Origin of the sequence: Bacillus sp. FSL M8-0025 (assembly GCF_037975475.1) — a bacterium.
GTDB classification, from domain to species: domain Bacteria; phylum Bacillota; class Bacilli; order Bacillales; family Bacillaceae; genus Bacillus; species Bacillus subtilis.
In genome coordinates this window covers 703,603-717,989 of sequence record NZ_CP150258.1, presented here as the reverse complement: position 1 = coordinate 717,989, position 14,387 = coordinate 703,603, and the positions used below count along the sequence as shown (strand labels likewise).

11 protein-coding genes and 1 pseudogene are annotated in these 14,387 nt (G+C 39.2%); 1 reads left to right on the top strand and 11 read right to left on the bottom strand.

The window, feature by feature from the left end; genetic code table 11:
* Nucleotides 1–23: 23 nt before the first annotated feature.
* From MKX38_RS03700 to MKX38_RS03690, 3 genes are all read right to left on the bottom strand, one after another.
* Nucleotides 24–1,184 (bottom strand): lysozyme inhibitor LprI family protein, encoded by a 1,161-nt coding sequence (locus tag MKX38_RS03700; protein ID WP_024571795.1) that lies wholly within the window; start codon nt 1,182–1,184, stop codon nt 24–26.
* Nucleotides 1,185–1,340: 156 nt separating this feature from the next.
* Nucleotides 1,341–2,261 (bottom strand): DUF5655 domain-containing protein, encoded by a 921-nt coding sequence (locus MKX38_RS03695; protein ID WP_024571794.1) that lies wholly within the window; start codon nt 2,259–2,261, stop codon nt 1,341–1,343.
* Nucleotides 2,262–2,273: 12 nt separating this feature from the next.
* A complete protein-coding gene (locus MKX38_RS03690) occupies nt 2,274–2,612 on the bottom strand; it encodes a hypothetical protein (RefSeq protein ID WP_024571793.1) in 339 nt (112 codons plus the stop codon).
* Nucleotides 2,613–2,777: 165 nt separating this feature from the next.
* On the opposite strand from MKX38_RS03690, the pseudogene MKX38_RS03685 reads away from it, so the two are divergent.
* Nucleotides 2,778–3,821, top strand: a pseudogene (locus MKX38_RS03685) (T7SS effector LXG polymorphic toxin); the annotation flags it as partial.
* Between the two features lie 105 nt (nt 3,822–3,926).
* On the opposite strand, the gene MKX38_RS03680 reads toward MKX38_RS03685, so the two are convergent.
* The 8 genes from MKX38_RS03680 to srfP form a co-directional block, all read right to left on the bottom strand.
* Nucleotides 3,927–4,628: a hypothetical protein gene (locus MKX38_RS03680; protein WP_024572640.1), complete on the bottom strand. Its 702-nt coding sequence runs from the start codon at nt 4,626–4,628 to the stop codon at nt 3,927–3,929.
* A complete protein-coding gene (locus tag MKX38_RS03675; RefSeq protein ID WP_024572639.1) occupies nt 4,628–5,272 on the bottom strand; it encodes an ATP-binding cassette domain-containing protein in 645 nt (214 codons plus the stop codon). The genes MKX38_RS03680 and MKX38_RS03675 overlap by 1 nt, the downstream gene beginning before the upstream one ends.
* A gap of 817 nt (nt 5,273–6,089) precedes the next feature.
* On the bottom strand, nt 6,090–6,806 hold the full coding sequence (locus tag MKX38_RS03670; protein ID WP_024572637.1) for a hypothetical protein: 717 nt from the start codon (nt 6,804–6,806) through the stop codon (nt 6,090–6,092).
* A 16-nt stretch (nt 6,807–6,822) separates the two neighbouring features.
* Nucleotides 6,823–7,644 carry a hypothetical protein gene (locus MKX38_RS03665; protein WP_024572636.1) on the bottom strand — a complete coding sequence of 274 codons (822 nt, stop codon included), beginning with the start codon at nt 7,642–7,644 and terminating at the stop codon, nt 6,823–6,825.
* 97 nt (nt 7,645–7,741) lie between these two features.
* Nucleotides 7,742–8,125 carry a hypothetical protein gene (locus MKX38_RS03660; protein ID WP_024572635.1) on the bottom strand — a complete coding sequence of 128 codons (384 nt, stop codon included), beginning with the start codon at nt 8,123–8,125 and terminating at the stop codon, nt 7,742–7,744.
* A gap of 397 nt (nt 8,126–8,522) precedes the next feature.
* Nucleotides 8,523–9,902, bottom strand: a complete 1,380-nt coding sequence (gene rlmD, locus MKX38_RS03655; RefSeq protein WP_153255770.1) for a 23S rRNA (uracil(1939)-C(5))-methyltransferase RlmD — start codon at nt 9,900–9,902, stop codon at nt 8,523–8,525.
* Between the two features lie 255 nt (nt 9,903–10,157).
* Nucleotides 10,158–11,069, bottom strand: coding sequence for a diacylglycerol kinase (locus MKX38_RS03650; protein WP_003233894.1), 912 nt, complete (start codon nt 11,067–11,069; stop codon nt 10,158–10,160).
* A 153-nt stretch (nt 11,070–11,222) separates the two neighbouring features.
* Nucleotides 11,223–14,381 carry a surfactin resistance protein SrfP gene (gene srfP / locus MKX38_RS03645; RefSeq protein ID WP_128738584.1) on the bottom strand — a complete coding sequence of 1,053 codons (3,159 nt, stop codon included), beginning with the start codon at nt 14,379–14,381 and terminating at the stop codon, nt 11,223–11,225.
* Between the last annotated feature and the right edge of the window lie 6 nt (nt 14,382–14,387).

Genomic DNA, 14,387 nt, shown 5'->3' with positions numbered 1-14,387 from the left:
TTATGCAAGGGTCCATATCAATCTTATTTCATATACGTATTCACGAGCTCGTAACAGCGCTCTTTCGTCTGTTTGGCAAGCTCTTCCGTTTGGACGACTCGGGATAATGAACCGCCGCCCTCCTCATCATATCGTTTCTGGGCCGCAGCATCCCTATCCTTTATCCATTGGCGCTGTTTCACTTTTAATGCCGCCATGTCTGAAGCAGGAAGCTGTTTTTGCAGCACGCCGTATATCTCGTTCAGCAATCCGTCCCACATTTGATAATTGTAACCGTAATCCTCAATCATCTGATAATCACTTTGATAGTCATTGTGCTTTTCTTTCTGTTCTGTCGCTGACAATTTGGCAGCATAATCTGCTTTTGTGTTTCTCTTTTCCTGCTCACTGCTCTGTGTATCCGCGTTATCTGATGACTCGGTTTCCTCAGCCGTTTGAACTTTTTCTTGCTCCGGAGCCTCAGTCTCGTCTTCATTATCACTCACTATACTGGTATCCTTTGAGCTGATCGCCGCCTGTCTTTCCCCATTTGAACTTTTCACATTGAAAAGATAAGCTGTTCCGCCGGCAGCCTTCGATTCATAGGACTTCACAAATTCCGCCGTTTCACCGTTTCTAGACAGAATCGTTTTCGCTTCTTCTTTTGTCAGCTTGATATCATCCCCTTGAAGCGACTTGCTGTCCCATTTGTTGATCTTCCAATCGCCATCTTCCTTCACCAATTCAAACGTCCATAACGTGCCCATGTTGTTTAATTCTGTTGCCGGATCTATTGATGTAGAATCTATCTTATTCTTGTTCTGTTCATATGTAAAACGCACATCAAAATCAGTGCCGGGTTGAAAAGGAGCATCACACTCGCAAAAGTACTCCCCAGCCAAATCCTTTAAGGTCTGATCTGCAAACGTCTCTGTTGCATAAGGCAACAGACTAGGCCGCAGCTTGCTGAAATCAGCCTTATTCGCCGTGCTCCAGCCGTTTTCTGTTCCCGCTTTATCAAATGCATTGAAGATCGAATCTATATCGTTTTTCAAAGCTGATTTTACTTCCTGCTCCGTCAGCATCGCAACGCTCGCTTTCTTCACTGCTTGCTTTTCCTGATCCTTATCAGAAGCTCCGCTATCAGAACACGCCGATAATAGGAATAAAATAGATAAAAGCAGCGCACCCAATTTATAACTCATTGTCTCTTCTCACCCTTCTGCTCTCTCATGGTAGCTTTCTTATTTTATAGGTCTTTTGTAGGTTTGTACATTTGATTTTTACATAGGCAGAAAGAGACTGAAATGAATTCTTCTTTAGCTATGCCACAATAAAAAAGAACTTCTCAATGGAAGTTCTCACTTATTTTTCTCATAGGATTGTTTGATCAACCCCATAATATATTCAATGTGTTCGTCATCTTTTATGAAAATCTCATAGTCTCCATTTCCCCAGTGACCGGTCTCAGAGACATCGCGCATTTTCTCCTCGGGATCATGCAATTCTCCCTTTTTCATATTCACCCACACCTTAAGTCCGCTTTTTAAAAGTAGAATATCAACGAAGTTTCGCTTACTAGATGTAAACGCAATATAAAGCTTGGTCGGTTTGATTGAAATATGATCGTCCAAATTAAAAATGAATTCCTTTAGCTTCTGATAAAGCTCTATGATGTCAAACGGCTTATCTGCAAGGTGATCCTCTTCAGTAAACACTTTTATTTCTTTGCTAACCTCTTGAATGGTCTCACTTTGCTGCGAAATGGTCTTAATCGACTCGGAGACGCCATCAGCCTTCATTTGATTCAACTGGATCAGATCATTTTCGTACCTTTTAATCTCCCATAATTCAATTGGCAGGTCTTTAAAATGGATGGATTGCTTTTGATACACCGTAAAAACAGGTGAAATAAAAATGACCTTCGACTGCGACCAATCCACATCATCCCGCTTTAACGGAAGATCATGATTCTCATTGTACTCAAGAATGAAATCTGCTTTATGATTGAGCATTGCCGCTAAGTAGGCGTAGCCCTGGTCAACAACACTGAAGTTTTTCGTATTTTTATACTCGATAATCACGAAAGCATTTGTCTCATCATCAAACGCTAACGTATCAATGCGGAAATTGCTGATCCTGAATTCAGATTTCACAAACCTGAGCCCCAACATCCGCTGAAGATTGATTTCACATAAATCCTGAATCTCTTTTTCTTTTTTAAACGGTTTCTCGCGAATATCTTCGATTTGGTTTTGGCTGTTTACTTTATAGAGATACATGCCGGGCTCCTTTTATTTTACTAGTTCCATTAAGGTTTCTAAGGATAGACTCGAAACCGGATTTTGCGTTTTCGTTTTCAGCGTACCGCCAATCATATAAGAATAGTCACGGCACTCTGCCAATTGAAACCGAACTCTATTATTCGTTTTAGTGAGCTTGGCGGGTTCATCTGATTCCCAAGCGTCAACGATCTTGTAAACATTTAAAATCACACCGCTCCGAACAACAATTGCCAGTTTACATTCTTTTGCTCTGGACAATTTCATATCCCAGTTCCCGCAGGCGCGGTTCGTTAGCGTGTCGCCTTTTTGAATATCCTTGATCTTTATGATTAAGAAATCTTTATCCAAATGAGCTCTTCCCCTTTTAATTGATCTATCATCATCATATCAAAACCGTGTACTTAGACACATGCCAAATGACTCATTTTTCCACCAAAACACGTTCTCACCCCACCCTCATCCCACCCCGTGGTAAAATTTTGATATTGAGTGAACAAAAGAAGGGAAATGGTCATGAAAGTATTTGAAGCGAAAACACTGCTTTCGGAAGCGACAGACCGTGCAAAAGAGTATAAAGAACTAAGAACGCAAATGGTAAATTTGAGAAAAGCGTTAAAAAGCGTAGCTGATCTCAGTGACAGCGAATTTTCAGGAAAAGGCGCCAGCAACATCAAAGCCTTCTATCACGACCACTTCGGCGTCACCGACCAATGGATCGACTACATCGACATGAAAATCGCATTTTTCAACAGCATCGCCGGAGCCGCCGAGGACAAAGGCCTCTCAGACGCATACATCGAAGAATCCTTCCTGGAGCACGAACTGGCAAATGCCAATAAAAAATCAAAATCCATCATGTCCGAACAGAAAAAAGCGATGAAAGACATCCTGAACGATATCGACGACATCCTCCCGCTCGACCTGTTTTCAACAGAAACCTTCAAAGACGAGCTGGCAGATGCCAACGACAAACGCAAAAAAAAACTGGAAAAATTGGACGCCTTGGACGAAGACCTGAAAACAGAATACGCCCTGTCAGAACCGAACGAACAATTTATCAAATCCGACTTCCAAAAGCTCCAAGAAGCAACGGGCAAAGGCAAAAACGCCACACCCATCCACTACAACGCCAAGGCGTACCGTGAGAGTGACATACATAAGAAAAAAGACGACATTGAAAAGCGGGCTGAGGCTTACTTGAAGATTAAGAAAGAGGAAGCGAAGGAACGCGAGATTGAGAAACTGAAAGAAAGACTGAAAAACTACGATTATGCAGATGCCGATGAATTCTACGAAATGGCAAAAACGATCGGCTATGAAAATCTGACAGCAGAACAGCAGAGATACTTCACCCAGATTGAAAACACGCATGAGCTTGAAGCAGGCTTCAAAGGGGTTGCCGTCGGCCTTTATGATTCCGGGAAAGACGCGGTCGTAGGACTATGGGATATGATCACAGATCCGGGCGGAACTGTTGAAGCGATTACAGGGGCTGTGGCTCACCCGATCAAAACGTATGAAGCCATTTCAGCGGCAATCGAAGAATTATACCAAAAAGTATAGCACGCACAAAAAAGTAACTATAAAAATTAACATTAATTCAAATAGGCTGTCAAGGAATATTTGACAGCCTAAGAGCCCTTTTCGATAATATGAGAGACTTCAATTCTTACTCTGAAATTTTTCTTTACTAATCTCAGCTTTTAAATCATTTAACCTCTGTAAAATATTTTTATCATCAGTTAAGATCTCGTATTCTTTTATATTATGATAAGTTTTAGTTTCAATTGTATTAATATCAATTAGTTTAGTATGTTCTTTATTTTCATTCACAGTATACTTTCCATAAAAACTTGAGACAGGCATATATGTCAATGCCTCATTATTTTTATATTTATAACCGCTTGGAATTTTAAGGTGTTTTAGGAATAATAAATATTTTTTATTTGGTTCCATAACATTATATCCAGATTCAACGTTGTAAGTTCCAGAGGAAAAGTTGCTCGGTTCATATATCACGACATTCTTTAAATTATCTTTACTCTTTGATTTTATTGTTTTTTCAACTTTAAAATTTGATTTGAGCGCTTGATTATAATTTTGTCTATTTTCGCCGACTGTACCTACTACTACTAAATCAGATTTTGATATTAGTTCTTTTAAATTTTTGATATTATTATCAAAATATATATTTGTATATTCAGGTGTATAATTTAGGGACACAGTATATCCATCAAACTCACGTAAATCTTTTTTTATATTAACATTATCAATTAAAGAACTTTTCATAATTAAACCGAATATAATACTGGAAACAAACAAAAGAGTAGTAAATAAATATAAAATCTTAATACCTGTTTTCATTAACTTATGTTTCCTTCCATTTCAGTTAATCGTCCATCTTTCACTCTGAACTTTTTGTCTGAAAGTAAATTAATATCATCTTTATTATGACTTGCAATTAAAACTGTTGCTCCCCTTTCTTTCTCTTGTAGTATAATGTTTCTTATTAGTTCCACACCGTCTTCATCTAAAGCATTGGTAGGCTCGTCTAACACTAATAATTTAGGTTTTTCCATAATAGCCTGCGCAACAGCTAATCTTTGTTTCATCCCTAAGGAATATTTTTTATATGTTCTTATATCTTCACTATTAAGCCCCACTCTTGTTAGTGCACTTTTTATTTCAGTATCATTTATCTTATTTTTTATCTTTGATAATAATTTCAAGTTTTCAAAACCAGTTAAGTTATCCCAAAAACCAACTGTTTCAATTATAACGCCTAAATCTTCAGGAATTTCTATATCTTTATGCAGAATTTTATTATTAATCTTAACTTCGCCTGTAGTAGGACGTATAAGACCACATATAGCTCTGAATAGCATAGTTTTTCCCGATCCATTACTCCCTAAAAATCCGTATATTTTATTACTTTCAATTTTTAAATTAATATTATCTAAAACTTTATTTTTTTTCACAATTTTATTTACATTATTTAACTCAATCAATTTAAGTACTCCTTCATTTTAAAGTATATCTTTACGCCTAAATAATAAAGCACTTATTAAAATTATAATTATACTTAAAATTGCTATAATTAATAATAAAATAGCTGAATTTGAACTTCTTAAAATAAAGAAAGAATTTTTTATTTGTATGTCATGTATGATACTATTGTTTTGCCAACCAACCATCGAGTTAATAAAAGGTGAAATATTCGAGATAAAGAATTTATTTTGCATTTTATTGATAACTGTTCCAATTAATAAAATATGAATAAAATATCCTCCTAAAAAAACCACATAACTCAAATTGGTCGGAAGATATACTGTTATTGTATTTACAATTACAAGAATGAAATAAATAGTTATTATTTGCATAATGAATACAAACAAAATAACAACAAAATCATTCAGGTGTATATTCAAATGCATAGATAAGCTAAATAAAATAGTAAATAAATAAAATAGAAAGTAATAAAAAGTAGTATATATAAATATTTCTACATGCCTTTTTATAAGCCAACCAACTTTATTGTTAGTTCTTGTGAATATGTATACAGCATTTCTATTCATTTCAAGATCAATATAATTGCCAAGTTTAAGGATCAAAAATAATTGAGGAAGAAACCAAGCTAATAGAGGGATAATCTCTAGCAAGTTATCCGGCTCTAAATACCCGAATGTTAATAACACCCAAAAACCAACGTCTTTGGTTGTAGAACTATAAAATTGATAGCTATTCAATTGATATAGATTAACTAGTATACTTAGAATAAGTATCATAAATATATTTTTATAAGGAACATTAATATTAGGTCACCTTCTATCTCATTAAATCTCTCTTTTTATCAAAAATATAAACTATAAATCTAATACTCACTATTAACATTATTATTAATATTAAATTGAAAATTAAGCACATAACTATATTTTTATAATCACTAATATTGAGGTAGAAAATAAAATCAAAATAATTATATACAGGTAAATAAAAAATCCCTTTTATAAATTCTGGAACTAAAAAAACTATGTAAAGACTGGATATTAATATTATCTTGTTTTTTAATATAATTTCAAGAAAAAGTATAATCTCTCCTATTAAATAAAAACCTATAGTACATAAAACAAAACCAAGAATAATCAAACTAGTTTCTTCTAACAAAGAATTAAAATTGTTTAAGATTAAATATAGAAACATTCCAGAGTGTAGTAGGAGGGTAAACAAAAAAGAGAGACCTAGTAAAACTATACTTTTTTGAACTCTCCATGGCTTACCATTTTTAAATCTAACGAAAACCAACAAGTAGTTGAATTCCCCGAATAATTCCATAACAAAATACATATATATTGGTAAGATTAAAATAAGTAATAGAGAACTATTAAATAAAGAATGGTGTATTAAAAGATAATCATAAGAGTAATATTCTTGATTTACTTTCATAGTATTGTATAGCTGCAAAAATAAAATACCTAAAAAGACCATTAAATTCTTTTTATTATTTAGAAAATTAATAATGATTTGTTTAGTGAATCCATTCATTCATTTTTACCTCCAATTATAACTCCCATTCTTTTCTTACGCCCTTGGAGATAATTAAGGATGATGATAATACTAATAAAAAAATGAACCAAAGTATTAATCCAACCGAATCACCTATGTGTCCAGGTTTAATTTGGTCATAAAGTGAGAAACCATCCAACCTTATAATACTGAATAATATAGTAGATACAATATAAGCTCCGAATACTAGAACAATTCCTGCTATTCGATTTTTTTCTAGAGTAAAAAAGTAGACAGAATATGTTAAAACAGCTACAGCACTAGCAAAAAGACTAATTAAAAAAGCAAAAAACAAATTATAAATAATTGGGTGTTGAACTCTTAAGAAATCAAATAAATACTCGTAATGAAAATTTTGAAACCCTATATCATAAGGTGGGAGTGAATAAATATTGTCATATCCCTCAATCGGAAAGAATAGGGTACAAAGTAACTGATTTACTATAAAAGGAATAAAGAATACAAAAAATGTAGTAACGGAAATTACAACTGCCTTAGTTAACACATAAGTTTTCTTAGGGACTCTAGTTAAGATACTCTTATAAACACCAGATTTAAATTCAGTATGTATTGAATCCGAAAAAATAATACCACTTAAAATTGGTAACATAATCAAAACTGTTCCCATTATTGATACTGAATAAGTTCCCTGTATTAAACTCGATTCTGCCGAAGATCTCAGAAAAGACATTTTCTTATTATATACTGCAATGCATTCCATTAAAAACCCTATAATAGAAAGAATCATTAACAAATTAAAAATAAAATGTATTTCTCTTCTAGCTAAACAATTTTTAATCTCATATTTAAATTTCATCCCTATCTTCCTTCTTTTTCAAGTTAAATTTTCTAATAATAAAATAACATAAAGCACTTTATGAATAAAGTGCTTTAAAGAAAATTTAATAAATTACTTATCTAAAATCAGCTCGTCCAGCTACAAATGCTCTAGAACCCCACCAGTTTGCGTTTTCCATTGCTAATCTAACTTGTTTGCCTTTATTAACTGTATCATCGAATTTAATTTTAGTTGTATTGCCTTTTTTCTGGTTGTATTTAGAAGAAACAGTATCTGCACCGCTTCTTTGCGCCCAAAAATTGGCTGAAGAAGCATTTTGGAAATTTTCTACAGTATTCATAATATGTTGGTTAGAAGTTCCTTTTGTATGATATGATGTATAGTTATTTGTACTATGGGCTCCTAAAACATATCCTGTATAACTTTTGTAAGCAGCTCCAGCCCCAAGAGGCATTAATAATGTTAATCCTAAAACACCAGCTACAATTTTCTTTTTCATCTAAATTCCTCCTTTTATTTTACAATGGTTATTATTGCATATAATTCTTTTAATTTCAAGATTGCTTTTTGTATTTTCTTCAAAAAATACGAAACTATTCTCTCTTTTTCTATCCCTATGGTCAAATAGACTTCAATACGAAGGATAATATATCCTATAGTCTTTACCTAATAAAATACTACAACTTAAAATCATTTTATCGTTGATCAATAAATACACCCTGTGAGCATATATCAACTTTTGCTTTTATACTAGTTTACATTCATACTCTACATTACTTCAGTAGGTACAGCTTTTGAGGATTACCTGAATTTTTAATAAAATAAACAAACCTTAGTTTATATAAACTAAGGTTTGTTTATTTTATTATTATGTCTTTGTACTTAACAGAGTCACTTCATTGTCTGATTTTCAGCACAGCCACACACTCCACATGATTCGTATGCGGAAACATATCCACAGGCTGCACTTCGCGCGTCACGTACCCGCCATCCTCAAGCACCCGCAAATCTCTCGCAAGCGTCCCCGGATTACAGGACACATACACCACCCGCTTCGGCTTCATCTCCACAATCGTCCGCAGGAGGGCTTCGTCGCAGCCTTTTCTTGGCGGGTCGACGACTAGCGTATCTGCTGTGATGCCTTCTTCGTACCACTTTGGAATCACGGTTTCCGCTTCTCCAACAGCAAACTCTGCGTTTGTGATGCCGTTTAATTCTGCGTTTCGTTTCGCATCTTCAATTGCTTCCGGTACAATCTCTACACCGTACACTTTTTTCGCCTGCTTTGCCAGAAAGAGAGAAATTGTACCGATGCCGCAGTAGGCGTCGATGACGGTTTCTTCACCTTGAAGCTCCGCGTATTCCAGCGCTTTGTCGTAGAGCACCTTTGTTTGCTCCGGGTTCACCTGATAGAACGATCTGGCGGAGATGGCGAATTTGACGTCTCCGATGAGGTCGTAGATGTATTCTTCGCCCCAGATGACGTTTGTTTCGTTGCCAAAAATGACGTTTGTTTTGTTTGGGTTGATGTTTTGCACGATGGATTTGACGTGCGGGAATTGCGCTGTGATGTCTTCGATGATCTTCGCTTTGTGCGGAAAATCGTTCGTTCTTGTGATGAAGACGATCATCATTTCGCCCGTAACAACGCCGTATCTGACCATGATGTGTCGGAGCCAGCCTTTGTGGCGTTCTTCGTTGTAGGCTTTGACGCCGTAGTTTGCGCAAATGTCTTTGACGGCTTGGACGGCTTCGTCGTTTTTGGATTGCTGGATCAGGCAGGCGCTCATATCGATGATGTCATGGCTTCTTTGCTGATAAAATCCGGCGACGAGTCCGCCTTCCCGTTCTCCTACCGGCACCTGTGCTTTGTTTCTGTAGTTCCAAGGGTCTTCCATGCCGAGTGTCGGGTGCACGGTGACGTTTGAAAGGTCCAGCTTGCCGATGCGTTCTAAGACGTCTTTGACTTGTTTCTGTTTAAACAGGAGCTGGCCTTCGTAGGTCATGTGCTGAAGCTGACAGCCTCCGCATTGTTTGTAAATCGGGCATGGGGCGTCCGTTCTATGCGGGCTCTCTTCCTTCAGCTCAATCAAGCGTCCGAAAGCAAAACCTTTTTTGACGCGTGTCACTTTGATTTGCGCTTTTTCCTCCGGCAGGGCGTTCGGCACGAAGATCGGGAAGCCCTGTACCTTTGCGACACCCGCTCCTTCATGTGTCAAATCCTCAAATGTCACGTCGTAGTATTCATTTTTTTCTACTGGGGGTTTCATTTTCATGTATGTTCACCTCTTGTTTTAAGCGAAAGAAAAACTTGGCCTATTCAAGCCAAGTTTCAGCGTGTAGGCAAACCTTCGCATTCGTTGTCAGTCCTGTGCTTCGGTGCTCACGAATTCAACATTCGCTGTGCTCCGATGCTCGCCCTTCCTAGACTTCAAAGGTTTTCAATCACGCTGAAAAGATGACAAAATCCTAAAACGAAAACTGTTTTAGGATTTTGTCAACATTCTGAGCTTGGCTTACAAAGCCAAGTTTTAGTCATCCAGCTGTTCCGCTTTCTCCTTCGGCATGACGACGTGAATGTGCCGGTACAGATTCACGAATTCGCCCGGCAGCATGCCGCCGTACTCGCCGTCCAGGTTCAGCTGCATCTTTTCTGATACATTGACTTTCACGCGGTTCGCTTTTGTATAAATAATGTGCTGGTCGTTGATATGTTCGCCGCGAAGCGCCATCGTAGCGACCCTGATAAATTCAGCAAGGTTTGCTTTCTTTAATATCATCAAATCAAACATGCCGTCATTCAGGCTGGAATCCGGCGCGAGCTTTTCGAACCCGCCGACGGAATTTGTCAGCGTGACCAAAAACAGCATGATTTCACCTTGAAACAGCTTGCCGTCATATTCAATCTCGACTTCTGTCGGACGAAGTGAAGGCAGCATTTCCATTCCTTTTAAATAATAAGCAAGCTGGCCGAGCATTGTTTTGAGTTTGCTTGGCACGTCGTACGTCAGCTCGGTCAGACGGCCTCCTCCGGCGATATTGATAAAATACTGGCCGTTGACCTGTCCGATATCAATCGGGCGGGCGACGCCGTTAATGACCGTATCTGCCGCTTTTAAAATATCCTCTCGCGGAATGCCGAGCGCTCTGGCGAAGTCGTTCGTTGTGCCGACAGGAATCACACCGAGTGTCGGACGATTGTCTAAAGGCGCAAGCCCATTGACGACCTCGTTGATCGTTCCGTCCCCGCCTGCCGCAATGATTAAGTCAAACTCACGCAATGCCGCTTCCTTGGCGGCGTGCGTTGCGTCTCCCGCGCATGTCGTGGCATGGGTGGAGGTTTCATAGCCGGCTTGTTCAAATTTTTGCAGGACCTGGGCAAGATGCTTTTTAAAGATCTCCCGTCCTGAAGTCGGATTGTATATTATGCGTGCACGTTTCATTATCTCATCATCCTACTTAAGAGTATCCGATCCATTTTTACACTAACAACCTTTAATTATACTATGAGTTAAAAAAATCGCAACAAAATGTACATAATCTTACAGGTGAAAACGCACAAAAGCCCCAGCGAAGCTGAGGCTTTTTGTTTTTTTTTACTCTTCTTCCGTTCCCGGTTTTTTCTTGCGGAACTTCGCCAATACTTCATATACGATTGGCACGATCAGGAGCGTCAGAAGCGTTGAACTGATCAAACCGCCGATAACCGTGACGCCGAGTCCTTTTGAAATGACCTGGCTTCCGCCTTCAAAGCCGAGTGCTAATGGAATCAAGGCGCCGATTGTCGCAATGGCTGTCATCAGGATCGGACGGAGACGTGTAGAGCCGGCTTCCAGGAGCGCTTCTCTCGTAGACAGGCCTTCCGCTTCCTTATGAATCACGCGGTCAATTAAGACAATGGCATTCGTGACAACGATACCGATCAGCATGAGCATACCGATCATGGCGTTCAGACTGATCGTTTCACCTGATACGTAAAGTCCGACCAGGGCACCGATGACTGTGAACGGCAATGAGAACAGAATCGCAAATGGCGCTAGTGCTCCGCCGAAGGTAATCACGAGCACAAGGTAAACGATCGCTATTGCTGCCAGCATCGCTAAACCGAGCTTCGTGAAGGAATCAGCGATATCCGCTGATACGCCGCCTGTGTCAATCGATACGTTATCAGGATGGTCTAGCTTATCGATTTTCTTCTGAATAGCAGCTGATACGGCTGTGACGTTGTCAGATGTAACCTCACCTGTGACATCCGCATAGACTTTTCCGTCACGTTTTGACACGGTATCTGATGTTGATCCTTCCTTCACTTTTGCCACATCGCCGATTTTGACTTCCTGGCCAGTCGCGGAAGTGATCTTTTTATTCTCTAAATCTTTCACACTCTTATACTCGTCTTTTTCTGTCTTAATGTTCACATCAAGTTCTTTGCCGTCTTTTTTCACGGTGGTGAGCGGTTCTTGCGATGTTTGTGACATTAAGGCCTGAGAAATTTGAGACGCGGTTAAACCGAGTTTGCTTAGTTTTTCTTGGTCAGCGACAAATGTGTACTCATCATATGTGCTGGAAAGGCCTGAATTTACGTTTTTCAGATCCTTTTCATCTTTCATGATTTTTTCAATGTCTTTGACCGTGTCTTTAATATCGTTTTCAGAATCGCCATACACATAGTATGTTAATTCGTTGTTATTGCCTGAAGAGCTGAAGTCCTGTGACTTCCATTCTCCGCGGTCAGATTGCTTTTGGATTTCCTTCAGAACGTTATCTTTTTCTTTATCAAAGTCAGGTGTGTCGCTTTCATATTTGATATAGAATAACGCACCGTTAGAATCTCCTCCGGCAAGCGGGCTGCCAGAGCCTAATGAATACTGAACCGTATCGACATGCTTGCGGTCAAGCAGGATTTTTTCTGCTTTTTCAGCTTCATTTTCGGCTTCTTTTTTCGTTTCACCCGGTTCTGGGCTGTATGTGAGCTGCATCGTTTTTTCTTCCTCGGACGGCAGGTAGCTGGCACCGATTAGCGGTACAAGGAACAAGCTTCCGAGGAGCATCAGAACAGCGATGATAGACGTGATCCATTTGTGGCTCAGCGCCCAGTTCAATACTTTTTTATAGATGTTTGCAAGTCTGCCAGGTTTGTGTTCTTTCGCTTTAATCGGCGCGCCCGTTAATGATTTTTTGAACAGGCTGTGTGCGAGCATCGGCACAAGCGTGATTGAAATCACCAGGGATGCGGCAAGCGCAAAAACAATCGTTAAGGCAAATGGAATAAACAATTCACCGATTTGTCCGCCTACAAGTGCGAGCGGCAGGAATACCGCGATTGTCACAATCGTTGATGACATGATCGGTTTAAACATTTCCTTCGTCGCTTCACGAACCAAGGCTTTTCCGCGGAGCGGCTCATCTTTGAGTCTCATGCGGCGGTAAATGTTCTCGATCACAACGATGGAGTCATCGACTACACGTCCGATGGCAACGGTCATTGCGCCGAGCGTCATAATATTCAATGTGATATCAAGCTGCTGCAGCACAAGGAGTGCGATCAGCAATGATAATGGAATTGAAACAACAGAAATTAATGTTGATTTGATATCTCTTAAGAATAAGAGAATAATCACAATCGCAAAAATAGCACCGAAGATGGCTTTGCTTAACATCGTGTCAACTGACTGTGTGATCGGCTCCGCCATGTCGAGAGTTGCGCTGTAATTGAAGCCTTTATGGTCTTCTTTGAACTTCTTCAGCTCAGCTTTGACATTGTCGGCAACCTCTACCGTATTCGCATCGTTTGCTTTGACGATATTGATGCCGATGCTGTCTTTGCCATTTGTGCGTGAAACAGATTCAGCTTTTTTCACATCTTTAATTGTAGCAATGTCAGAAAGCTTGACTGTCGGCACTGCTGTGCTTGCGCTTTGCTGCGCCTGTGCTGCCGCTTGTGCGCTTTGGGCTGCTTGAGCACTCTGCGCACCCGCTTGAGATGCTGCGCTGCTGCCTGCACTTGAAGCAGATGCCGTCGGGATTCTCATATTCTTCAAATCTTTAATTGTTTCAATATCGCCGCTGACGACGACAGATTTTTCTTCATTTCCGAATGTGTACAATCCAAGCGGAGTTGTCACATCTGAACCTTGAATCACTTTCTTCACAGTATCTTCATCAAGGCCGTATTCCTTCAGTTTGTCTTCTTTGAAAGAGAATTCAACCTCTTCCACCTGCTGGCCTGATACTTGGACGGACGCAACGCCTTCTATGCCTTCAAGTTTAGAAACGAGGCTGTCCTCCACTTGTTTCGTCAGCTCTTGTAGATTATCTTTATCACTGGACACGCTCAGCGTCAGAATCGGGAATGAATTCAAGCTGTAGCGTGAAATCTCCGGATCCTTCGCGTCATCAGGCAGGTTGACGTTTTCTAACGCTTCAGCTGCTTCTGTTTTCGCTTTGTCCATATCTTTCTCATAATCATATTCAATCATGACCGACGATGCGTTTTCATAGGACGTCGACGTCACAACACTGACACCGTCCAAGTTCTGCACGGCTTGTTCAACCGGTTTGGTCACTTCATCAGCCACTTGGCTTGGTGTCGCACCCGGATATGTCGTGCTGATCGTCAAGTAAGGCATGTTCACGTCAGGAATAGACTCTTGCTTCATATTCATACCCGCATACAAGCCGGCTGCCGTTACAATAATCGTCATCAGCCATACGGCGAATTTGTTTTTCAGAACGAAATTAATAACGTGATTCATCATATC

Bases quoted from the DNA above. Each gene is read 5' to 3' on its own strand.
- MKX38_RS03700 (WP_024571795.1), bottom strand. From the start codon at position 1,184: ATGAGTTATAAATTGGGTGCGCTGCTTTTATCTATTTTATTCCTATTA.
- MKX38_RS03695 (WP_024571794.1), bottom strand. From the start codon at position 2,261: ATGTATCTCTATAAAGTAAACAGCCAAAACCAAATCGAAGATATTCGC.
- MKX38_RS03680 (WP_024572640.1), bottom strand. From the start codon at position 4,628: ATGAAAACAGGTATTAAGATTTTATATTTATTTACTACTCTTTTGTTT.
- MKX38_RS03670 (WP_024572637.1), bottom strand. From the start codon at position 6,806: ATGAATGGATTCACTAAACAAATCATTATTAATTTTCTAAATAATAAA.
- MKX38_RS03665 (WP_024572636.1), bottom strand. From the start codon at position 7,644: ATGAAATTTAAATATGAGATTAAAAATTGTTTAGCTAGAAGAGAAATA.
- MKX38_RS03660 (WP_024572635.1), bottom strand. From the start codon at position 8,125: ATGAAAAAGAAAATTGTAGCTGGTGTTTTAGGATTAACATTATTAATG.
- rlmD (WP_153255770.1), bottom strand. From the start codon at position 9,902: ATGAAAATGAAACCCCCAGTAGAAAAAAATGAATACTACGACGTGACA.
- MKX38_RS03650 (WP_003233894.1), bottom strand. From the start codon at position 11,069: ATGAAACGTGCACGCATAATATACAATCCGACTTCAGGACGGGAGATC.
- srfP (WP_128738584.1), bottom strand. From the start codon at position 14,381: ATGAATCACGTTATTAATTTCGTTCTGAAAAACAAATTCGCCGTATGG.